This window comes from Thiomonas sp. FB-6, assembly GCF_000377645.1.
Classification (GTDB): Bacteria; Pseudomonadota; Gammaproteobacteria; order Burkholderiales; family Burkholderiaceae_C; genus Thiomonas_A.
On record NZ_KB898494.1, the window covers coordinates 20150 to 41083 of the forward strand.

19 protein-coding genes are annotated in these 20934 nt (G+C 71.1%); 12 read left to right on the forward strand and 7 right to left on the reverse strand.

The annotated features are described in order from the left end of the window. Positions 1-261: 261 nt before the first annotated feature. From D466_RS0114825 to D466_RS0114835, 3 genes are read right to left on the reverse strand one after another with little or no spacing between them, the layout of a single operon-like run. The gene (locus D466_RS0114825; RefSeq protein WP_018914494.1) at positions 262-1086 is read right to left on the reverse strand and encodes an ATP-binding cassette domain-containing protein; all 825 of its coding nucleotides are present in this window, start codon (positions 1084-1086) and stop codon (positions 262-264) included. Further along, complete coding sequence (locus D466_RS0114830) at positions 1086-2123, reverse strand: ABC transporter permease (protein ID WP_196803491.1); 1038 nt, start codon at positions 2121-2123, stop codon at positions 1086-1088. The genes D466_RS0114825 and D466_RS0114830 overlap by 1 nt, the downstream gene beginning before the upstream one ends. A 6-nt stretch (positions 2124-2129) precedes the next feature. Continuing rightward, positions 2130-3212 (reverse strand): sugar ABC transporter substrate-binding protein, encoded by a 1083-nt coding sequence (locus tag D466_RS0114835; protein ID WP_018914496.1) that lies wholly within the window; start codon positions 3210-3212, stop codon positions 2130-2132. Positions 3213-3554: 342 nt separating this feature from the next. On the opposite strand from D466_RS0114835, the gene D466_RS24495 reads away from it, so the two are divergent. The 5 genes from D466_RS24495 to D466_RS0114860 all read left to right on the forward strand — a co-directional run bounded on the left by D466_RS24495 (position 3555) and on the right by D466_RS0114860 (position 9662). Beyond that, positions 3555-4601, forward strand: coding sequence for a type I secretion system protein TolC (locus D466_RS24495; protein WP_196803492.1), 1047 nt, complete (start codon positions 3555-3557; stop codon positions 4599-4601). Continuing rightward, positions 4594-5778 (forward strand): efflux RND transporter periplasmic adaptor subunit, encoded by a 1185-nt coding sequence (locus tag D466_RS0114845; RefSeq protein ID WP_018914498.1) that lies wholly within the window; start codon positions 4594-4596, stop codon positions 5776-5778. The genes D466_RS24495 and D466_RS0114845 overlap by 8 nt, the downstream gene beginning before the upstream one ends. Before the next feature lie 35 nt (positions 5779-5813). Next, positions 5814-7370 carry a glucan biosynthesis protein D gene (locus tag D466_RS0114850; RefSeq protein ID WP_018914499.1) on the forward strand — a complete coding sequence of 519 codons (1557 nt, stop codon included), beginning with the start codon at positions 5814-5816 and terminating at the stop codon, positions 7368-7370. After that, positions 7367-9187: a glucans biosynthesis glucosyltransferase MdoH gene (mdoH, locus tag D466_RS0114855; RefSeq protein WP_081629973.1), complete on the forward strand. Its 1821-nt coding sequence runs from the start codon at positions 7367-7369 to the stop codon at positions 9185-9187. The genes D466_RS0114850 and mdoH overlap by 4 nt, the downstream gene beginning before the upstream one ends. A gap of 136 nt (positions 9188-9323) precedes the next feature. Next, a complete protein-coding gene (locus tag D466_RS0114860) occupies positions 9324-9662 on the forward strand; it encodes a hypothetical protein (protein ID WP_018914501.1) in 339 nt (112 codons plus the stop codon). Between the two features lie 131 nt (positions 9663-9793). Here D466_RS0114860 and D466_RS0114865 read toward each other — a convergent pair whose 3' ends face one another. The 4 genes from D466_RS0114865 to D466_RS22925 all read right to left on the reverse strand — a co-directional run bounded on the left by D466_RS0114865 (position 9794) and on the right by D466_RS22925 (position 13555). Further along, entirely contained in the window at positions 9794-10402 is a 609-nt protein-coding gene (locus tag D466_RS0114865) for an OmpH family outer membrane protein (protein ID WP_018914502.1), read from the reverse strand. A gap of 131 nt (positions 10403-10533) precedes the next feature. Then, positions 10534-10836, reverse strand: a complete 303-nt coding sequence (locus D466_RS0114870; protein WP_018914503.1) for a FeoC-like transcriptional regulator — start codon at positions 10834-10836, stop codon at positions 10534-10536. Further along, positions 10833-13226: a Fe(2+) transporter permease subunit FeoB gene (gene feoB, locus D466_RS0114875; RefSeq protein WP_018914504.1), complete on the reverse strand. Its 2394-nt coding sequence runs from the start codon at positions 13224-13226 to the stop codon at positions 10833-10835. Before feoB ends, D466_RS0114870 begins: the two co-directional genes overlap by 4 nt. Further along, positions 13223-13555, reverse strand: coding sequence for a FeoA family protein (locus D466_RS22925; RefSeq protein ID WP_018914505.1), 333 nt, complete (start codon positions 13553-13555; stop codon positions 13223-13225). The genes feoB and D466_RS22925 overlap by 4 nt, the downstream gene beginning before the upstream one ends. A 237-nt stretch (positions 13556-13792) precedes the next feature. On the opposite strand from D466_RS22925, the gene D466_RS0114885 reads away from it, so the two are divergent. The 7 genes from D466_RS0114885 (at position 13793) to D466_RS0114915 (ending at position 20934) form a co-directional block, all read left to right on the forward strand. Beyond that, positions 13793-14776, forward strand: coding sequence for an efflux RND transporter periplasmic adaptor subunit (locus D466_RS0114885; RefSeq protein ID WP_018914506.1), 984 nt, complete (start codon positions 13793-13795; stop codon positions 14774-14776). A gap of 23 nt (positions 14777-14799) precedes the next feature. Then, positions 14800-15759 carry an ABC transporter ATP-binding protein gene (locus D466_RS0114890; RefSeq protein WP_018914507.1) on the forward strand — a complete coding sequence of 320 codons (960 nt, stop codon included), beginning with the start codon at positions 14800-14802 and terminating at the stop codon, positions 15757-15759. Continuing rightward, positions 15756-16694, forward strand: a complete 939-nt coding sequence (locus D466_RS0114895; RefSeq protein WP_018914508.1) for an ABC transporter ATP-binding protein — start codon at positions 15756-15758, stop codon at positions 16692-16694. Before D466_RS0114890 ends, D466_RS0114895 begins: the two co-directional genes overlap by 4 nt. Beyond that, a complete protein-coding gene (locus D466_RS0114900; protein WP_018914509.1) occupies positions 16691-17827 on the forward strand; it encodes an ABC transporter permease in 1137 nt (378 codons plus the stop codon). The genes D466_RS0114895 and D466_RS0114900 overlap by 4 nt, the downstream gene beginning before the upstream one ends. A gap of 3 nt (positions 17828-17830) precedes the next feature. After that, positions 17831-18967, forward strand: a complete 1137-nt coding sequence (locus tag D466_RS0114905) for an ABC transporter permease (protein ID WP_018914510.1) — start codon at positions 17831-17833, stop codon at positions 18965-18967. Between the two features lie 166 nt (positions 18968-19133). Beyond that, the gene (locus D466_RS0114910) at positions 19134-20456 is read left to right on the forward strand and encodes an ABC transporter substrate-binding protein (protein ID WP_018914511.1); all 1323 of its coding nucleotides are present in this window, start codon (positions 19134-19136) and stop codon (positions 20454-20456) included. A gap of 10 nt (positions 20457-20466) precedes the next feature. Next, entirely contained in the window at positions 20467-20934 is a 468-nt protein-coding gene (locus tag D466_RS0114915) for a DUF3237 domain-containing protein (protein WP_018914512.1), read from the forward strand.

Here is a 20934-nt window from a genome sequence, read left to right on the forward strand (position 1 = left end):
CGTCCGGCTCCGGGCCAGCCAGCCCTCAGTCGGCGCAGGGCCGCCCCAAGCCGACTGAGCCCCCTGGGGGGGCAGCGAGCGTTAGCGAGCGTGGGGGCTGTCCATCAGTCGGCGCAGGGCCGCCCCAAGCCGACTGAGCCCCCTGGGGGGGCAGCGAGCGTTAGCGAGCGTGGGGGCTGTCCATCAGTCGGCGCAGGGCCGCCCCAAGCCGACTGAGCCCCCTGGGGGGGCAGCGAGCGTAGCGAGCGTGGGGGTCGTCACTCAAGCCGTGGCCTGGGGCTGGCGCGCCTGGCGGTACTCGTTGACCACGATGTCGGTGAGTTCCTGGATCGAGGTCTCGCGGGTCTCGCGGTCGAAGGTGATGCGTCCGTTCTGCAGCAGGTTGACCCGGTCGCACACGTCGAACACCTGCGCGTAGTTGTGCGCGACGATGATCACCGAGACCTCGCCGGTGTCGCGCAGGCGCTTGATCAGGTCGAGGATCTGCGCGCTCTCGCGCACGCCCATGGCGGCGGTCGGCTCGTCGAGCAACAGGATGCGCGCCTTGGTGTAGACCGCGCGCGCCACCGCCACCGCCTGGCGCTGGCCGCCCGAGAGCTTGGCGATCTCCACGTCCACCGAGGGCACGTTGACCCCGATGTTCCGCAGGTGTTCGGCCGCCTGCTTGCGCATGCTGCGGTCGTCGAGGATGCGCAGGAAGCCGCCGCGGGTGAGCTCGCGCCGCAGGAACATGTTGCGGAACACGCTCAGGCCGCTGACCACGGCCAGGTCCTGGTAGACGGTCTCGATGCCGCATTCGCGCGCATGACCCACCGATTCGAGCTTCACCGGCTTGCCGTCCATGAACAGCTGTCCGCTGCTGGGCTGCTGGTAGCCGGTGAGGATCTTCATCAGCGTGGACTTGCCGGCGCCGTTGTCGCCCAGCAGGGCGAGCACCTCGCCGCGGCGCAGGCTGAAGTTCACGTCCTGCAGCGCGGTCACCGCGCCGAAGCGCTTGGACAGGTGTTCGCCGCGCAGCACCACGCCGGCGTCGCCGGCGGCCTGCGCCTGGGGCAGGGACTCGGGCAGGGACTGGGTATCGGACATCACTTGCTCCCCCGTTCGCGGATGCGGTTCAGGCGCACGTTCATGAACATGGTCACCACGATCGCCGCGCCCAGGATCATGTCGAAGGTGTAGGCGCTGACCCCGAGGATGGTGAATCCGTCCTTGAGCACGCCCAGCGCCACCGCGCCCAGCAGCGCACCGATGACGGTGCCCGAGCCGCCGGTCAGCAGGGTGCCGCCGATCACCGACGAGGCGATGGCCATGAACATGATCTGCGAGCCTCCCGCCAGCGGGTCGATGGAGCCGATGCGGAAGGCGTCGAGCACCCCGGCGAAGCCCGCCAGCGCACTGCACAGCACGAAGTTGCCCACGCGCACCAGGTCGATGGGAATGCCCACCTCGGCCGCACCGATCGGATTGCCCCCGGTGGCCAGGGTGTGCAGGCCCCATCGGGTCTTGGTCAGGAAGGCCTGGAACACGATGGCGATCGCCACGGCCCAGATCACGTCGACCAGCGCGTTCTGGCCCAGCACCACGGCCACGATGCCATGGGTGGCCGGTTGCACCGGGAAGCCGCCGGAGATGGTGAGGTTGAAGCCGTTGATGAAAAACAGCATGCCCAGTGTGGTGACGAAGGACGGGATGCGCAGCCCCACGGTGATCAGACCGTTGAGCAGGCCGACGACCCCCGCGGCCAGCACCGCCAGCACCACGGCGAGCAGGATGGGGGCTCCCGCGCGCTGCGCGAAGTACATGACGAAGGGAGCCATGGCGTAGACCTGTCCGGCGGACAGGTCCAACTCGCCGCAGATCAGCACCATGACCTCGCCGGCGGCGATGATGGCAGGAGCCGCGGCGTATTGGCCGAGGACTCCGAGGTTGTCCCAGGACAGGAAATAGCGGGAAGCGAACTGGAAATAGGCGAGCAGGAGCACGACCGCGACCAGGATCCCGGTCTCGCGCCACTGGAGGGCGCGCCGGAGCAGGCTCCGGCACCCCTGCATCACCCCCGAGGCGGGTCGCGCCGATGCCGTCCCGGCATCGCGCGATCCGTTCACGTTGGTTTCAGCTTTCATCGTTGCTCAGACCGCTCCGATCGGCCCCTTGCGGGCAATGAGCTTCTGATCCTTCGCATTGCCCTCGAAGCGGCTGGTGGTGTTCAGGTACGGTCCGACGCTGCTCGCGGTGACGAACTTCAGGCCGGTGTTGATGTCCGACGGGCCGGTCAGGCCGCCCGACATCATGTACAGGAACATCTCCAGCACGGTGTAGAAGCCTTGCAGGTAGGGTTGCTGGTCGATGGTGAAGTCCAGGTTGCCCTCGTGGATTTCCTTGAGGGTACCGGGCAGCATGTCGAAACCGCCCGCCTTGACCCCCTTCTTGGCCAGGCCGTGCTTGCGCATGGTCGCGCCCACCGCCTCGGTGCTGCCGGCGTCCACCGCGAACATGCCCTTCAGGTTGGGGTGGCCGAGGTAGAAGGCCTCGACGGCCGAGAACTCCTCGTTCACCTTCGCGCCGCTGGAGACTTCGTGCAGCGTGATCTTCTTGCCGGACTTCTTGATGGCGTCGCGCGCGCCGTCCAGGCGCGGCTGGATGTTGAGCTGGCCCGGGGTGGCGATGAAGCCGGCCACGTCGCCCGATTCCACCAGGCTGACGATGTGCTCGCCCAGCGCCATGCCGGCGTTGTACAGGTCCTGGCCGATATAGGCCAGGCGGTGGTTACCGCTCACGTCGGCGTTGTAGGAGAACACCGGGATGCCGGCCTGCAGCGCACGGTCCGTCGGGTCGTTGAAGGCATGCGGATCCACCAGGCACACGGCGATGGCATCGGCGTGGGAGGCGATGGCGGCATTCATCGAGTTGACCATCTCGGTCGCGATCGAATTCTGCGAACCGGTCCACTGGTAGGTACAGCCGAGCAGCCTGCAGGCATCCTCGATGCCGTACTGGGTCGGCACGAAGAAGGGGTTCGTGGTCACGTGGTTGACGAACACGAAACGCCATTTCGGGTGGTCCACGAAGGGAAACTGCCCGGTTTCCGCCGCCTGGGCCAGTCCCGGCAGTGCGGTGGCGCTCATCGCCGCACCGGCCAGCGCGGTCTTGATCAGGTTGCGCCGCGATTCCTGTCCGGGGCCGAATACTCGGCGGGGTTTTTCTGTAGCCATGGAAAATCTCCTCCTCATCGTTATGAAACGCAACATGTTGCGATGCGTCGCCCGGTATTCGCGGCGCGGAAAACCTCGGCATTTTCGGCCGCCGGGCCATTCCAGAGTGCAAACTTCTCCGCACCCGGTTTCCACCCAGCGCTAAACGCCTTGGCGACGACGATGCTATAGAAGGGCTTTATAGGGGCAAATACGCTTTATGGCTTGCGTCGATGTCGAATCGGTTATCCCGGGAGGGCATGCACCGCCGCCGCCCGCGGCGGCGCGCGCTGCCCCTACCCGGGGCATGAGCGCGCGCACCCGTACAATCCCGGATGCCGTCATTCCTGCCGCCCACCGAGCGTGCGAAGCACTATTGCCTGGAAACTGCTGGCCCTCGTGGCCGGATTGCTGCTGCTGACCTGCGAGCTGAGCGGATGCGCCGCGCCGCGAGCGCCGGCCGGCCGCTGCGTCCCCGCCGCGCGCGCGCAGGCCCAGCCGGCGCCCGTGCCGTGGTGGAACGAGGCCGGTGACCCGGTGCTGGCACGCCTGGTGGACTCCGCGCTCACCCACGACCCCCGGCTGCGCCGGCAGGCCGCCGAGCTCGAGGCCGCCCGCGCGCGCTCCGCGCAGTGGTCCTACCGCCTGCATGCCTGGCTGGGCGGCCTGCTCGGCTACCCCGTGCAGGACCCGCGGCTCCGTGCCTCGCGCCTGGCCGAGGCCCGCCAGCGCAAGGCGCAGGCGGTGGCGCTGGACTACCTGAAGCTGCGCCGCCTGCAGGCGGTGCTGGCCCTGGGGCAGCAGTTCCAGGACCAGTTCCGCGACAACGCCGACATCGCCCGCTGGCGTCGCGAGGCCGGCCTGGCCAGCGCGGTGGACGGCGGGCTCGCGGGCGCGATGCTGGGCGTCAATTCCAGCGCGCTGGACGCCGAACGCGAGCGCCTGTCCGCCGCCGTCGCCACGCTGGCGCAGGCCTGCGGCATGTCCGGGCAGGATCTGGAGTCCGTCGTGGACGACGGTGCCGGCGTGCCTCGCCTGCTGGCGCCGCCCACGGATTCGCTGCCCCATGGCGACGCGCGCGCCGCCTCGCGCCTGGCCGCGCTGCAGCGCGTGGCCGCGCGCGAGGAGGCGCTGCGCGGGGTCGAGCGCGACGCGCTGCGCAACGCGGCGGATGCGCGCGCCGCCTATCAGCTGGGCACCGGCGGCTTCGCCGCCGTGTACGCGGCCGAGGCCTCGGCGCTCGCGGCCCGCGAGGCGCGGGTGTTGCTGCGCGCCGAGGCCGCCCGCGCCACCGTGCATCTGTGGGCGCTTCGCCAGCGCGAACTGGACGCCGTGCCCGGCGTCGCGTCCGGCGTGCCGGACCCTGCGCCCGCGGCCGGCGCGACGGCGGGGGAGTGCGGGCATGGCTGAGCCGCAGCCGTCCTCCTCGGTCGATACCCTGCTGGGCGCGCGCCCGCGCAGCCGGGCCCGGCGCTGGATCAGCATCGGCTTGCTGCTGCTGGCGCTGATCGCCGCCGGCGTGCTGCTGTTGCGCTTCGTCGAGGGCAACAACACCCCGTACTACATGGTGCCGGTCACGCGCGCAAGCCTGCAGCCGCACGTCACGCTGCAGGGCACGCTGAGCCCCTACGGCGAGATCACGGTGCAGGCGCCCAGCGACGCCATGGTCAGCGCGCTGCCCAACGCGGTGGGCACGCAGCTGGCGCAGGGCGAGGCGGTGGCGGTGCTCGACACCTCGGAACTCGCCAGGGCCATCGCCCTGGATCGCAGCCGGCTCGCCGCCGCGGGCCAACAACTCCAACGCGCGCGCATCGGCCAGCGCAGCGCCTCCGAGCGACTGGCTCGGTTCGAGAAGGTCTGGCGCGAGTCCTCGGGGCGCGTGCCCTCCTGGAACGAGATGCAGCAGGCACGCGCGGATGCCGCGCGCGCGCTGCTCGAATCGCGCCGCGACGCCATCCTGCTCGATCTCGCCCGCCAGGGGCTGGACGCGGACATGCAACGTCTCGACGCCATGCTGCCGCGCGCGCCCATGGCGGGCGTGGTCAGCGAGGAGCGGATCGCGCCCGGCACCTGGGTGCATGCGGGCCAGCCCATCCTGCGCATGGCCCCGAAGGGTGCCGGCTCGCTGGTCACGGTGCCGCTGGATCCCAGCCTCGGCGCGCTGGCACCCGACACTCCCGCGCTGGTGAGCGTGGACGGCGCCCAGGCTCGGGAATACAGCGCCATGCTGCTGCGCGTGGACACCGATTCGGCCAGCCGGCGCCGCGCGGTGTTCGCGCTGCCGCCCGAACCCGGCGTGCCCCTGCATGCGCGGGTGCGCGTGAGCGTGACCCTGCCGGAGCGGCGCCATGTGCTGCTGGTGCCCAACGCGGCCCTGGCCTTCGCGCCGCAGTGCTCGGCACAGCTCGGGCGCTCCAGCATCTGCGTGCTGGGCCGCGACGGCAGCGCACGCAGCGTGGACATCGTGGCCGGACCCAGCGACGGGCGCCACACCCAGGTGCTCGCCGGAGCCCTGCGCCCGGGCGAACTGGCCATCATCGGCTGGCGTGACGTTCCGCCCGGATCCACTCCGAACCCCAAACCCTGAAGGCGGCCGGGCGCACGCCGCCCGGCCTTCGAGCCATGTCCCACGATTCCCCCAGACTCACGCGCCGCCAGGCCGGCACCCTCATCGCCTCGCTGGCCGCAGGCCTCTTGCGCCCGGGCGCCGCCTTCGCCGCGGATCCCGCGAATGCCGGGGATGCCGCGAACCCCGGGCGCTGGGGGCCGCCGCGTGCCTTTTCCTGGGAATGGCTGGTCGGAGCGGCCCGCGAACGCGCCGCCAGGCCCTTCGAGCCGCGCCAGCCCTCGGCCAGCGCGGTGCCCGACTGGGACAGCTTCGTGCGCCTGACCTACGCCTCGGCCGAGGCGCTGACCGGCACCGTGCGCCTGTTCCCCACGCGGCGCGAGGTGGCTCCCTACGCGGTGGGCATCCACGTCGTCGAGCACGGCATGGCGCGCGAGCTGCTGGATACCCAGGGGCTGTTCGGCGCCGACGGCAAGGCCGACCCGGCCGGCTGGCGCGTGCTCGACCCCAGCGGACGCACCGACTGGATGGCCTTCCTCGGCGCCTCGTATTTCCGCTGCTCGGGCACCGAGAACCGCTACGGCCTGTCCGCCCGCGGCATCGCCGTGGACACGGGCCTGCCGGGCGCGGAGGAATTTCCCGCCTTCACCGATTTCTGGATCCAGCAGCACGGGGACGACCACGTGGTCGTGCATGCGCTGCTCGACGGGCCTTCGCTGAGCGGGGCCTACGAGATCGACACGCGCTGGAACGTGGGCAAGGACATGGTGCAGGAGGTGCGCTGCGCGTTGTTTCCGCGGCGCGCCATCCAGCGCCTGGGCATCGCCCCGCAGACCAGCATGTTCCTCTACGACCAGACCCGCGCGGACGGCATGCCCCGGGCCCATCCGATCGGCGACTGGCGCCCCGAGGTGCACGATTCCGACGGCCTGGCCATCTGGAGCGGCAACGGCGAACACATCTGGCGCCCGCTGCACAATCCGCAGGCCGCGCGCATGCACAGTTTCCGCGCCGACCACCCGCGCGCCTTCGGCCTGCTGCAGCGCGACCGCCATTTCGACCACTACGAGGACGACCAGCTGTTCTACGACCGCCGCCCCTCGCTGTGGGTGCAACCCCGGGGCGACTGGGGAACCGGTTCGGTGATGCTGTACGAGATGGCCTCCATCTCCGAGACCGTGGACAACATCGGCGCCTTCTGGGTGTCCGACGCGCCGGTCCGGGCCGGGCAACGCCGTGACATGGCCTACCGCCTCACCTGGACCTCGGCCGACCCCAGCACCGACGCCAACGCCCATTGCGCCAACATCCTGATCGGCCCCGCCGGGCCCACCGACACGCCGCCCGACCCGGCCACGCGCAAGTACGTGCTGGACTTCGCCGGCCCGGTGCTGGCCGGACTGGGCGAGGGCAGCGGCGTGCGCGCGCTGAGCAATCTTCCCGCCTCGGCGATCCTGAACCTCCAGGCCCACCCCATCGACGGGCGTGACGCACGCTGGCGGGTCACGCTGGACATGCGCGTGGCCGGGCTGGCGCAGAAGGACTTCCGCGTGTTCCTGCAACGCGGCAGCCAGGCCCTGAGCGAGACCGTGGTGGTCACGCTGGAACGATGAGCGAACCCGGTTCCCAGGCTTCGGCCACGAGCTCCGCCGCGGCGCCCCCGATGCTGCCTGCCGAGGCGCCGCTGGATATGCCCGTGCAGCAGCTCGAAGGGCCGCCGCCGGCCTCCATCGAGGTGCGCACCCAGCCGCCGGGCCTGCTGGTCAAGCGCCTGCTGCTGATCGCCACCACCGCGGTGCTCAGCCTGTCGGCCTCCACCGAGGTGCGCCTGGCCTTCTCGCGTGCCGGGCTCGACCCGCTCGACCTGGTGCTGCTGGTCCTGTTCGTGCCGCTGTTCAGCTGGATCGCCTTCGGCTTCGTCAATTCCGCCATCGGCTTCGTGCAACTGATCAGTGGCGATCATCCGGGGTTCACGGCCATTCCCGGCCCGGCCCGGGCACTGCGCCACCGCGTGGCGGTGCTGATGCCGGTGTACAACGAGAACGTGGACGCCACCTTTGGCCGCGTGGCGGCGATGGCCCGCTCCATCGCCGCCTCGGGCGGCGCGCCGTGGATCGATTTTTTCATCCTCAGCGATTCCAGCGCCGAGAACGGCCTGCGCGAGCAGGCGGCCTGGCAGGCGCTGGCGCGCGAGGCGCCGATCACCGTGTATTACCGCCGGCGTCCCGTCAACACCGCGCGCAAGCCCGGCAACATCGCCGATTGGGTGCGCCGCTTCGGCGCCGCCTACGAGAGCATGCTGGTGCTCGACGCCGACAGCCTGATGACCGGCGACGCCATCGTCGGCATGGCCTCGATCATGGAGGAGCGCCCCAGCATCGGCCTGCTGCAGACGGTGCCCATGATCACCAACGCGCGCACCCTGTTCCAGCGCTGGATGCAGTTCGCCAGCGAGGCCTACGGTCCCATCGCCACCGCCGGGCTGCTGTGGTGGTCCGGCTCGGAGGCCAACTTCTGGGGCCACAACGCCATCGTGCGCACGCGCGCCTTCGCGCAGAGCTGCGGCCTGCCCGAACTGCCGGGCAAGCCGCCCTTCGGCGGGCATATCCAGAGTCACGACATGCTCGAGTCGGCGCTGCTGCGGCGCAGGGGCTGGGCCGTGCACATGGTGATGATCGACGGCAGCTACGAGGAATACCCGCCGACCATGGTCGACCACGCGATGCGCGACCGGCGCTGGATGCAGGGAAACCTGCAGCACCTGCGCGTGCTCGACAGTACGGGCCTGCACTGGGCCAGCCGCCTGCACCTGGTGATCGGCGCCTCCGCCTACCTCACGTCGCCGGGCTGGCTGCTGCTGCTGCTGACCAGCGCGCTGCAGGTGTTCTTCTCGGGCCAGGCCACGCTGATCGGCGTGACCTCGCCGGTCGTGCTGTGGCTGACCGTGCTGCTGCTGTTCGGCCCCAAGCTCATGGGCACCGTGTGGCTGCTGTCCTCGCCCGTGCGCAGGCGCGCCTTCGGCGGTGCCGGCGGGGTGCTGCGCTCGGTGGCCCTCGACGTGCCGATGGCCATCCTGATGGCCCCGGTGACCATGATGAACCAGACCAAGGCGCTGGCGGCGCTGGCGCTGGGCATTCCCTCCGGCTGGGCCAGCCAGACCCGCGAGGCCCGGCGCATCCCGGTGCGCTCGGTGTTGCGCAACCTGCGTGAGCACCTGGCGCTCGGCGTGGGCTTCGCGGCCATCGCATGGGTCGATCCGACCATCGCGCTGTGGTTCTCGCCCATCACCCTGGGACTGCTCAGCGCACCCTGGCTGATCAGCTGGACCTCCAGCGAGGCCCTCGGCGAGCGCGCCCAGGCCTGGGGTTTCTTCCGCGTGCCGCCGCCGCAGATGGGCGATCCGGGCGAGGCGGACGCTACCAAAGGTTAGCTCGGTTACGCCGGGTCACCGGCGGGCCTGGATTAAGGGTTTACACCAACAACAGGGACAGCTACCCGTTCGTTGTACGGGTATACGCGGCCCTCGCCGAGACCAGGGCCCGGAGCCCTGGACCCAGGAATCTGCGATGCCCGCCAACCCCTACGCCGCGCAGATCTACCAGGACCTGCTGGTCGAACTCGAACACGCGCGCCTGCTGCTCGCGCAGGCCCGCCTGGGCTGCCGTGCGTCCGAGGCCTCGGCGCAGCGGGCCATCGAAGCCATCGACCACGTCGAGGCGGCCTGGGGCTCCTTCGGACGCCAGCACCTGCATGCCACGCGCGCGGCCTTGCGCTGGCTGCTGCACGGTTCGCTTCCCCGCACCGAGGAATGCATCGAAGCGGTACGCGAGCTCTCGGCCCTGCTGCAGGAGCACGCGCCAAACGACACGCGCCTCAGCGCCACGCGGCACTACGCCTTCCAGTAAGGGCCCGGCAAGGCCTGCGCGCACAAAAGAAACCCGGCGCGATGGCCGGGTTCAAGCACTGCCTGGCAGACACGAAGGCGGGGCCTTCGTGCTCCGCGAACCAGTGCAGGGGGAGACAAGAGGAGAAAGCTTCAGGGCTTGGCGTCCTTGCCGGCGCCAGGCTGCGCGAGTGCCTGGATCACCGTGTTGGTCAGGTCGAGCTTGGGGTCGATGTACACGGCGCTCTGGAACACGGCGTCCAGGTGCCGTTGCGCGGCGATACGCTTGACCACCAGGCGCGCGCGCTTGAGCAGCGACTGGATGTCGGCGCTGCGCTGGGTGTCCAGGTCCTCGTTGAAGGCCTGCTTGGCGTCCTGGATGTGCTGGGCGAGTTCGGTGATGCGCGTGCGCGCGGTGATGCGCTGATCCTCCGACATCACCAGGGAGTTGTCCTGCAGCTTGGCCCGCTGCGCGGCGAGGTCCTGTTCCATGGCCTTGATCTTCTGGCTGCGGGGCAGGAACTCCTGACGCAACTGCTGGGCTTCCTGGCGCGCGGGCGCCGATTCCTGCAGCACGCGCTCGATGTCGATGTAGCCGATGCGCGCGGGCGCGCCGGCCGCCTGGGCCAGCCCGGCGCTGCCCAGCATGGCCGCGCACAGCAGCGGGCGCAGGGCCTGCCTCAACGCTCGGGCCAGTGCGGGCAGGCCCCGGGCCTTCGCGTTCTCGGGCACCAGCGAGGAGGGCAGCGGGGAATGCGCCATGGGAAAGGGGTTTCGGTGCGAAGGAAGCTGTGACATGGTTTTCCCGCATCCTAGGCAGCGAACATGAGGCGAGTCTTAAGGCCCCGACGCGCACAGGCTCGCGGGGCGGGCGGCGGCGCGCCGCCGCGGGCTCAGGCCCGCGCCAGGATCGGGATGCTGCGCGGCGGCCGCTGCGCCTGGGCCTCGCGCCAGCGGTACAGCACCGCCGGCGCGGCCGCGCTGGCGCATTGGCCGCAGCTGGCACAGCCGCCGCCGCTTGCGCAGGCCCCGCTGGCCGGGGCTTCGGCTCCCGCCACCAGGCCGCGGCGGCTCCAGTGGGCGAGCATGTCCTCGACCACCCCCGCGGGCAGGCGCAATTCCGCGGCCAGCTGCGCGGCCGAGGCCATGCCGCGCCGGCGCAGCAGATCGCGTAGCTGGAACAGCGGTCCGTTCATGCCGAAGCCCCTCCCGAGGCGCGATGCATCCCGCCGAGGCGGAACGAGCCTCTACCGTACTGGCGCAGTGCGACGATCAGCAGCGCGTAGCCCAGCAGGCAGGCGCCGATCCAACCGGCCGAGCCCGCCGGGTGCTCGGCGAAGGTTCCAGCCTGGAACACGATGGTGGCCGCCGCCCACGCCACGCCGATGCCGTAGGCGATGGAGAAGGCCATCCAGCCCCAGCCCACCTCGCGGCGCAGCGCGCCCATGGTGCTGGCGCAGGGCACGTACAGCAGCACGAATACCAGGTAGGCGAAGGCGGACAGCGGGGTGAAGGCCGAGGCCAACCCCGCCAGCGTGGCATTGCTGGCGCCCGAGGCCTGCACGGCCTGCTCGGTGGTGCCCAGGTCGTGCAGTCCGAGCGGGTCGATCAGGGCGCCCGCGAAGGCCTTCGCATTGGCGGGGATCGTGGCCAGGGCTTCGCGCAACTTGTCCAGCACCCGCGGGTTGCGGTAGTTCTCCAGCGCGTCCGCGGCCTGCTGGCGCTGGTAGATGCCGTTGAGGGTGCCGATCACCACTTCCTTGGCCGCGGCGCCCGCGACCAGCCCGGCCACCGCGGGCCAGTCGCCGCGGCGCAGGCCCATGGGCTCGAACACCGGGGCCACGGCGCGGCTGGCCTGCGCCAGCAGCGAGTGGTCGATGGGCGTGGCCCGCAGCCCCTGCGGGGTCCAGCCGATGCCCGGCAGGATGAACAACACCAGGCCGATGGCGGTGATCACCTTGCCCACGCGCAGGATGAACACCTTCAGGCGCTGCCAGCTCTGCAACACCACGCTGCGCAGGCTGGGCAGGCGGTAGGGCGGAAGCTCCATCACGAAGGGGGTGGCCTCGCCGCGGATGGCGGTGCGCCCAAGCACCCAGGCGGTGAGCAGCGCCACCGCGATGCCCAGCGCATACAGCAGGAACACCACCTGCCCCCCGTTGGAGCGGAAGAACACCACGGCGAAGGCCATGTAGATGGTCAGGCGCGCCGAGCAGGACATGAAAGGCTGCATGAGCACCGTCAGCAGGCGCCCGCGCCGGTCCTCGATGATGCGCGAACCCATGATGGCCGGCACGTTGCAGCCGAAGCCGATGACCATGGGCACCAGCGAATTGCCGGGCAGTCCGAGGCGGCGCATGAAGCGGTCCATCGCGTAGGCCGCGCGGGCCATGTAGCCCGAGTCGTCCAGCAGCGCCAGGAACAGGAAGGTCAGGCCGATGGGCGGAATGAAGGCGATCACCAGGTTGACCCCGCCGCCCATGCCGCCGGCCACCACCGAGACCACCCAGTCGGGCAGCCCGGCCTGCAGCAGCACATGCCCCAGGCCGCCCACGAGCAGCGCGGCCGAGCCCTGGTCGAAGAAATCGGTGAAGATGTTGCCGCCGTTGAAGCTCAGCACGAACACCAGGTACAGCACCAGCAGGAAGATCGGCACGCCCAGCCATTCGTGCAGCACCACGCGGTCGACCAGGTCGGTCAGGCGCTGGCGCGCGCCGGGCTTGCCGCGGCGCTGCAGGGCCTGTGCCGCCAGCACGTGGGCCCATTCGAAGCGGGCTCCGGCCACCATGTCGGCGGCGGTCTCGCCGCTGCTCGCGGCGATGTCGGCCCGTGCCTGCTGCAGCGCGGCCTCGGCGGCCGGCCCCGGCGCCTCGGCCAGGTCTTCCAGCAGGCGGATCGCCTCGATGCGCGCCTTGCCCTGGGGCCGGCCGGCCGCGGGGCCGGCCACCGATTCGGCCACGCGCGCGATGGCGGCATCCACCTCGGCCCCGTACTGCGGGGCACGGGGATGCGCCGGCTGGCGCAGCGCCTGGTCGATCGCTTCGTTCAGGGCCTTGCGCCCGCGCCCGCTGCGCGCCACCATCGGCACCACGTGCAGACCCAGCAAGTCCGACAGGGTCTGCAACTGCGGCTCCAGGCCCAGCGCCTGCGCCTCGTCCACCATGTTCAGCGCCAGCACCATCGGCCGCCCGCTCTCGAGCAGCTCGGCGCTGAGCGCGAGGTGGCGCTCCAGGTTCGAGGCGTCGACCACGTTGACCACTAGGTCCACGTCTCCGCCGAGCAGGAATTCGCGCGCCACGTCCTGGTCCACGCCGCCGCCGCCGAGCAGGCTGTACACCCCGGGCAGGTCGATCACCGTGACGCGCTGCGTGCCCGTCTGGGCCAGGCCGCTGCGCTTCTCCACGGTGACGCCCGGCCAGTTGCCCACATGCTGGCGCGCCCCGGTGAGCAGGTTGAACACGGTGGTCTTGCCGCAGTTCGGGTTGCCCGCGAGCGCCACCACCGGCAGGCGCGAGCCCTCCCGCCCGCGCCGGCCCTGGGCCTCGCGGGCGCCGTCGTCGCAGGCGCTGTCGTGGCAGGCGCTCATCGCGCGGCCTCCAGGGCTTGCGCGGGAGCGGCGGCTTCAGCGCCTTGCGCGGCCGGGGCCAGCTGCACGCGGATGAGTTCGACCACGTCGCGCCCCAGGGCGATGCGCGCGCCTCCCACGCCCACCACGGCACCGCGGGCGCCGGGGCCGTGCAGCAGGCGCAACGGCGCGCCCCGGCGAATGCCCAGCATCAGCATGCGCTGCATCATCGCGCGCCCGCCGCCCACTTCCTGCACGACGGCGACGGCACCGCGCGCGACGGCCGACAGGGGAATCGCGGGGGAGCCGGGCGCAGGCGCCGCCTCGGACAGCAGGGGTTGGGAATCCATGGATCTGGAAAAAGCTATGAAACGAGAACCGTTCTCGTTTGGCATCATACTAGCCTTTGCACGGATGCGAATCAATGTCATTCGCGCGCTTTCCTGACCCAACGCAGGGTCTGGCAGGGGTCTGTTGCGTCGCAGCAATGCGCCGCGGAGCCCGATGATCCAGGTCAAGGCCGGGGGAGCAGCCGGGGCGCACACTCGTCGCCGGGTGTGTCCAGGCGCTGCCGCAGGAGTCATCGAATGCAAGTCGGGCGCCGCAAGGCGATGGTCCTTCTGGTGGCCGCGGCCTGCGTGGTGGCGCTGGCGGGGGTCGCGCTGAGGCAGTGGTTCGGCGCACGGCCGCCCGCCGACATCGTGCTGGTGGGCAACATCGAGGCGCACGAGAGCGTGCTGGGCTTCAACGCCGTGCAGGCACCCATCGTGCGCCTGGCCGCCGACGAAGGGCAGAGCGTGGCCGCCGGCAGCGTGCTGGCGGTGCTGGACGACAGCAGCTACCGCCAGCAATTGCGCATCGACGAATCGGCGCAGCAGGTGGCCGAGCGCCAGTTGCAGGTCAACCGCGCCAGCGCGCAGGCAGCGCGCGAACTGCTCTCCTCCGACCGGCTGGACCGTCTCGAGAAGCAGCGCGAGTTCGAGCGGGCCCTGGCTCAGTGCGCCGCCGGCGCCCTGTCCACGCAGGCCTGCCAGCAGGCCGAGACGGCGGCGGGGCAGTCGGACGCGGCCCTCGCGCGCGACCGCGCCCTGGCCCGCGTGGCGCAGGACAATGTCGCCCTGGCGCAGGCCGCCATCGACCAGGCGAGGGCGCGGGTCGCGCAGGACCGCATCACCCTGGGCTACACCGTGCTGCGCGCTCCCTTCGCCGGCACCATCGCCGTGCGCGAAGCCGAGCCCGGCCAGCTCGCGGGCCCGGGCGTGGCGGTGTTCACTCTCGACGACCTGGACCATGTCTGGATGCGCGCCTATCTGGAAGAAACCGATCTCGGTCACGTACGCCTGGGGCAGGACGTCGAATTGCGCAGCGACGGCGCGCCCTCGCGCGTGTTCCACGGGCGCATTTCCTTCATCTCGCCGCAGGCCGAGTTCACACCCAAGACGGTCGAGACCCAGTCGCAGCGGGTCACCCTGGTCTACCGCATGCGCATCGACGTCCCGAACCCCGGCCACCAGCTGCTGCCGGGCATGCCGGTACAGGCCAGCATCCGGCGCCTGCCGGCGGCGCGCTGAACCGCGGCAGGGACGGGCGCGTCATGCAGCCTCCGCGCGAACTCGCGCTCCGGGTCCGGGGGCTGCGGCGCGGCTTCGGCGGTCTCGCCGCGGTGCAGGATCTGGAATTCGACGTGGCGCGCGGCGAGATCTTCGGCCTGGTCGGCCCCGACGGCGCCGGCAAGACCAGCACGCTGCGCATGCTGGCCGGGGTCATGCGCGCGGACGCCGGCAGCATCGAACTCGACGGCATCGACGTGCGCGCCGACCCCGAGGCGGCCAAGCTGCACCTGAGCTACATGCCCCAGCGCTTCGGGCTGTACGAGGATCTGAGCGTGCTCGAGAACATCGCCTTCTACGCCGCGCTGTTCGGCCTGTCGCGCTCCCGGCGCGATGCGCGCGCCGGCGAACTGCTGGCGGCCGCAGGGCTTGCGGGCTTCGAGCGCCGCCTGGCCGGAACCCTCTCCGGCGGCATGAAGCAGAAGCTGGGACTGGTATGCGCCTTGATTCACGAACCCCGTGTTTTGCTGCTGGACGAGCCGACCACCGGGGTCGATCCGGTTTCGCGCCGGGATTTCTGGGAAATCCTCTACCGTCTGCGGGACGGCGGGGTCGCCATCGTCATGGCCACCGCCTACATGGACGAAGCCGAACGCTGCTCCCGCCTGGCGCTGCTGCATGCCGGACGCATGCGCCTGTGCGACACCCCGCGAGGCCTCAAGCAGGCGATGCCCGGTGCCTTGTTCAGCGTGAGCGGGGGGCCGGCCCGGGCGATACGCGACGCCCTGCGCGGGGCCCCCGGAGTGCTCGGCGTGCTGTTGATGGGCGACCGCGTGCACGTGCGCGTGCTCGACGCCGCGCAGGGGCCGGGCCTGATCGCCGGGGCCCTGTCGGCCCATGGGCTGGCGCGGCCGGAGCTGGCCGAAGCCGAGCCGGGCATCGAGGACGTGTTCGTGGCCCTGCTGGGCGAGCCGGCCGCGGGCGAGCCGGGGAGGGCGCCATGAACGCGCCCGCCGCCGTGCTGGCGCGGGGTCTGAGCCGGCGCTTCGGGGATTTCGTCGCCGTCGACGCGCTGGACCTGGACATCGCCCGGGGCGAGGTGATGGGATTCCTCGGGCCCAACGGGGCCGGCAAGTCCACCACCATGCGCCTGCTCTGCGGGCTGCTGAGTCCCTCGGGCGGCAGCGCCACGGTGGCCGGATTCGACGTGGCCGCGCAGGCCCAGCAGGTGCGCGAACACATCGGCTACATGTCCCAGCGCTTCTCGCTGTACGCGGACCTGACGGTGCGCGAGAACCTGCGCTTTTTCGCCGGCATCTATCGCGTGCCCCGCGCCGAGCAGGCCGCGCGCATCGAGGCGGCGCTGAGCATGGCGGATCTGCGGGGCCACGGCGACGACAGGGTGGAACACCTGGCCGGCGGCTGGAAGCAGCGCCTGGCGCTGGGCTGCGCCATCCTGCACCGCCCGCCCGTGCTGTTTCTCGACGAGCCGACCTCCGGCGTGGAGCCCGCCGCGCGCAGGCGCTTCTGGGACCTGATCCACGACCTGGCGGGCGAGGGCGTCACGGTGCTCGTGTCCACCCACTACATGGACGAGGCCGAATACTGCCATCGCATCGCCCTGATCGACCGCGGGCGCCTGGTGGCCTGCGGCAGTCCCGGCGAGCTGCGGGCGCGCGGCCTGGGCGGCCAGCTCTGGAGCCTGGGCTGCGACGCCCCCGCGCGTGCCGTGCAGCTGCTGCGCGGCGCGCCCGGCGTGCTGGACGCCAGCATGTTCGGCGACCGCCTGCATCTGCTGCTCGATGTCGCCGGGCCGGGCATGGAGCCGCTGCTGGGCCGCCTGGCGGCCGCCGGCCTGGGCGCGGAGGCGCCCAGGCGCATCGAGCCCAGCCTCGAGGACGTGTTCGTGCGCCTGGTGGCGCGCCGGGGGGCGCCGTGAAGCTGCGTCGCCTGCTGGCGATGGCCTGGAAGGAAGCGCTGCAGATCCGGCGCGATCCGCGCAGCCTGGCCATCGCGCTGCTCATGCCCCTGATGCAGATGGGGCTGCTCGGCTACGGCGTCAGCCTGGACATCCACCATGTGCCGCTGTGCGTGGACGACCGCGTGCACAGCCAGCTCAGCCGCGCGCTGAGCAGCCGCCTCGCGGCGGGACAGTGGTTCGACATCGTCGCCCTGCCCAGCGGTGACGCACAGCTGCGCGAGGACCTGGACCGCGGGCGCTGCATCGCGGCGGTGGTGATCCCGCAGGACTTCTCGCGCCGCCTGGCCGACACCGGCGTCGCATCGCTGCAGGCCGTGTTCGACGCCAGCGACGCGAACACCGCAAACGTGGCGCTGGGCTACCTGCAAGGCATCGTCGCGCAGGAGAACGCCGAGTTGCAGGCAAGCTGGTACGCGGCGCAGGGCCGGCGCCCGGAGGCCCGCGGCCAGGTGGACCTGGAGCCGCGCACCTGGTTCAACGAAAGCCTGGACAGCCGCAACTTCATCATTCCCGGCGTGGTCGCCGTGATCCTGGCGTTGATCGGCGCGCAACTGACCTCGCTGACCATTTCGCGTGAATGGGAGCGCGGCACCATGGAGCAGCTGATCTCCACGCCGGTGACCGCTCTCGAGCTCATGCTGGGCAAGCTGCTGCCATACCTGGCCATCAGTTTCGTCGACGCCCTGCTGTGCCTGGGGCTGGCGGTGTTCTGGTTCCAGGTTCCCTTCCGCGGCAGCGTGGTCTCGCTGCTAGGCGCCACGCTGCTGTTCAGCATGGTGGTGCTGGGCATCGGCTACCTCATCTCGGTGCGCATCCGCAGCCAGCTCGGCGCCAGCCAGATCGCCCTGCTCGTGACCATGCTGCCCACCACGCTGCTGTCCGGCTACACCTTCCCCATCGACCAGATGCCCGCGCCCATCCGCGCCATCACCTATCTGGTGTACGCGCGCTACTACGTGAGCATCCTGCGCGGCCTGTTTCTCAAGGGCAGCGGCCTGGCCGCGTTGTGGCAGCCCCTGCTGGGCCTGCTGAGCTTCGCCGTGGTCATCGTCTGGCTCGCCGCGCGCGCCTTTCACAAGCGGCTGGATTGAACCGTGTTCGAGCGCATCCGGGTCATGCTCTTCAAGGAGTTCCTGCAGATCCGCAGGGACCGCTGGGCCATGCTGCGCCTGGTGCTGCCGCTGGTGCTGCAGATGCTCGTGTTCGGCTACGCGGCGACCTTCACCGTGCACCACGCGGCCACGGTGGTGCTCGACCTGGACCACAGCCAAGCCAGCCGCGCGATGGTCTCGCGTTTCGTCGCCTCCGGGCATTTCGACGTGGTCGAGCAGGTGAGCACCGAGGCCGCGTTGCGCCAGGCCCTGGACGACGACCGGGCCGTGATCGGGCTGCGCATCGACGCCGGCTTCTCCCGCGCCTTGCTCGGCGCCGGCAACGCTCCGCTGCAGGTGGTGGTGGACGGCACCAATTCCAACACCGCGCTGATCGCCCTGGGTTACGTCGGGCAGATCGCAGCGGCCTTCGGTTCCGCCTATGCCGCGCCCCTCCCGGGCGCGCTTCCCCGTGCGCTCTCCCCGGCGGTCGTGCCGTCGATCCAGCTGCAGGCCACGCCCTGGTTCAACGCCGGGCTCGAGGACCGCTGGTTTTTCATTCCCGGGGTCATCGGCAGCCTGGCCCTGCTGCAGGTGGTGAGCCTGACCGCCTTCGCCATCGTGCGCGAGCGCGAGGTGGGCACGCTGGAGCAGATCATGGTGAGCCCCATCCGCCCGGTGGAGTTCATCCTGGGCAAGACCCTGCCGTTCCTGCTCATCGGGCTGGCGGACATCGCGCTGGTCAGCGCCATCGGTGTGTTCTGGTTCGGCGTGCCCCTGCGCGGCAGCCTGGGCACCATGCTGCTGGCGGCCGTGCTGTTCCTGGGCGCCGCGGTCGGGCTGGGCCTGCTGCTGTCCACCTTCTCGCGCACCCAGCAGCAGGCCTTCGCGCTGAACTTCTTTTTCGTGAACCCCTTTTTCATTCTCTCGGGCTTTGCCTTCCCCATCGCCGCCATGCCGGCGGCGCTGCGTGCCTTCACGCTGATCAATCCGCTGCGCTACTACCTCGTGGTGCTGCGCGCGGTGTTCCTCAAGGGCGTCGGCCCCGCCGCTCTGTGGCCCGAGCTCGGCGCCCTCGCGCTGCTGGCCGCCGCGATGCTGGGCATCAGCGTGCTGCGCTTTCGCGCATCGATGGACTGAAAATTACCAGAGGCAAGCATCTGCCTGCGCCGGGTCGAGGCAAATCTCCTCTGGTTTTCCCGGGGACATTCGTTCATTGCGATAAATAAACTGCAGGAATCGCCAACACCCGCGGCAGGCGCTGCCGCGGCCCGGCCGTGGGGCCGGGCGCAACCTGGAGTGCATCATGTCCGAACGACAAGCAGCCCGCCGTGCAGACGGCGCCGAGGCCGGCGGCGGCCGCCGCGAATTCCTGGGGGCCGCCGGTGCCGCGGCCGCCGCGCTGGCACTGCCGCAGGCCGCGCGCGCCGCGGGCAGCGACGCGGTGCGCGTGGGCTTCGTCAGCCCGCTGACCGGGCCGCTGGCGGGCTTCGGCCAGACCGACCCCTTCATCATCGACCTGGTGCGCAAGCGCACCGGCGGCAAGCTGAAGTCGGGCGCCTCGACGCTGGCCCTGGAGATCCTGCCGCGCGACACCCAGTCCGACCCGTCGCGGGCCTCCCAGCTAGCCAAGGAACTGATCAACGAGCATCACGTGGACCTGATGCTCGCGACCTCCACCCCGGAAGTGGTCAATCCGGTCGCCGACGCCTGCGAGGCCGCCGGCGTGCCCTGCCTGTCCACGGTCGACCCCTGGGAATCCTGGTATTTCGGGCGCGGAGCGAAGCCCGGGCAGCCCTCGCCCTTCCACTGGACCTACCACTTCTCCTTCGGCGTGGCGCAGTTCGCGGCCATGTACCTGTCGATCTGGGACCTGATGCCCACCAACAAGGTGGTGGGCGCGCTGTACCCGAACGACGCCGACGGCAACGCGCTGCGCGAGCACCTGGTGCCCGCGCTGGAGAAGGCCGGCTACAAGGTGGTGGACCCGGGCGCCTACCAGGACGGCACGACCAACTTCTCCGCGCAGATCCAGAAGTTCAGGTCCGCCGGGGTGCAGATCCTCACCGGCGCGCCGCTGCCCAACGACTTCGCCGTGTTCCTGCGCCAGGCGGCACAGCAGGGGCTGGCGCGCCAGCTGCGCATCGTCACGCCCGCCAAGGTGGGGCTGTTCCCCTCCGACGTGCAGGCGCTGGGCCGGCTGGGCCTGGGCATCGCCACCGGGGCCTACTGGTCGCCGGCCTTCCCCTACGTCTCGCCGGTGGCCGGCGTGGGCGGCCAGCAACTGGTCGACGCCTACCAGAAGGCCTCGGGCAAGCAGTGGACCCAGCAGCTCGGCGCCTCGCTGTCGCTGTTCGACGCGGGCCTGGGCGCCTTGGCGCGCAGCGGCGCGCCGAAGGACCGCAACGCCGTGATCCAGGCCATCCGCGAGCTCGACGTGGTCACCACGGTGGGGCGCGTGAACTTCCGCGACGGCCCGGTGCCCAACGTGGCGACCACGCCGCTGGTGGGCGCGCAATGGCTGGCCGCACCCTCCGGCAGCCGCTTCCCGCTGGAGTACCTGACCGTCGAGCACGCCGACGATCCCAAGGTGCGCATCGAGACCAGGCTGCATCGCTATCACATCTGAGCCCCGAGCCATGCAGCAGATCCCGACGCCCGGGCTGGAATGGTTCGCCGACTTCGAGGTCGAGGTCGGCGCGCCCATCGAGGTCGGGCGCACGCAGCACGGGCTGCGGCGCCTGATTCCCATCCTGGGCGGCAGCGCCCGCGGCGAGGGCTGGAGCGCCAGCGTGCTGCCCGGCGGCGCCGACCACCAGGCCGTGCTCACGCCGCGCCTGGTGGAACTCGACGCCCGCTACGTGCTGCGTACCGACGGGGGCGACTGCATCTACGTGCACAACCGCGCCATCCGCTGCGCGCCCGAGGCGGTGACGGCACGGCTCATGCGCGGCGAGCCGGTGCCGCCCGAGGAGGTGTACTTCCGCTGCACGCCCAGTTTCGAGGCCTCCGCGCCGGCCTGGCAGTGGATCACCGAGCAGGTGTTTCTCGGCTCCGGCGTGCGCACGCCGGACAAGGTGCTGATGCGCTTTTTCCGCGTCCTGTGA

What these genes read in the sequence shown, in the direction of transcription:
- D466_RS0114850 (WP_018914499.1), top strand. Translation starts at nt 5,814, where the DNA reads ATGTCCCACGATTCCCCCAGACTCACGCGCCGCCAGGCCGGCACCCTC.
- D466_RS0114890 (WP_018914507.1), top strand. Translation starts at nt 14,800, where the DNA reads ATGCAGCCTCCGCGCGAACTCGCGCTCCGGGTCCGGGGGCTGCGGCGC.
- D466_RS0114865 (WP_018914502.1), bottom strand. Translation starts at nt 10,402, where the DNA reads ATGGCGCATTCCCCGCTGCCCTCCTCGCTGGTGCCCGAGAACGCGAAG.
- D466_RS0114910 (WP_018914511.1), top strand. Translation starts at nt 19,134, where the DNA reads ATGTCCGAACGACAAGCAGCCCGCCGTGCAGACGGCGCCGAGGCCGGC.
- D466_RS0114845 (WP_018914498.1), top strand. Translation starts at nt 4,594, where the DNA reads ATGGCTGAGCCGCAGCCGTCCTCCTCGGTCGATACCCTGCTGGGCGCG.
- D466_RS0114860 (WP_018914501.1), top strand. Translation starts at nt 9,324, where the DNA reads ATGCCCGCCAACCCCTACGCCGCGCAGATCTACCAGGACCTGCTGGTC.
- D466_RS0114915 (WP_018914512.1), top strand. Translation starts at nt 20,467, where the DNA reads ATGCAGCAGATCCCGACGCCCGGGCTGGAATGGTTCGCCGACTTCGAG.
- feoB (WP_018914504.1), bottom strand. Translation starts at nt 13,226, where the DNA reads ATGAGCGCCTGCCACGACAGCGCCTGCGACGACGGCGCCCGCGAGGCC.
- D466_RS0114885 (WP_018914506.1), top strand. Translation starts at nt 13,793, where the DNA reads ATGCAAGTCGGGCGCCGCAAGGCGATGGTCCTTCTGGTGGCCGCGGCC.
- D466_RS0114895 (WP_018914508.1), top strand. Translation starts at nt 15,756, where the DNA reads ATGAACGCGCCCGCCGCCGTGCTGGCGCGGGGTCTGAGCCGGCGCTTC.
- D466_RS22925 (WP_018914505.1), bottom strand. Translation starts at nt 13,555, where the DNA reads ATGGATTCCCAACCCCTGCTGTCCGAGGCGGCGCCTGCGCCCGGCTCC.
- mdoH (WP_081629973.1), top strand. Translation starts at nt 7,367, where the DNA reads ATGAGCGAACCCGGTTCCCAGGCTTCGGCCACGAGCTCCGCCGCGGCG.
- D466_RS0114825 (WP_018914494.1), bottom strand. Translation starts at nt 1,086, where the DNA reads ATGTCCGATACCCAGTCCCTGCCCGAGTCCCTGCCCCAGGCGCAGGCC.
- D466_RS0114830 (WP_196803491.1), bottom strand. Translation starts at nt 2,123, where the DNA reads ATGAAAGCTGAAACCAACGTGAACGGATCGCGCGATGCCGGGACGGCA.
- D466_RS0114835 (WP_018914496.1), bottom strand. Translation starts at nt 3,212, where the DNA reads ATGGCTACAGAAAAACCCCGCCGAGTATTCGGCCCCGGACAGGAATCG.
- D466_RS0114870 (WP_018914503.1), bottom strand. Translation starts at nt 10,836, where the DNA reads ATGAACGGACCGCTGTTCCAGCTACGCGATCTGCTGCGCCGGCGCGGC.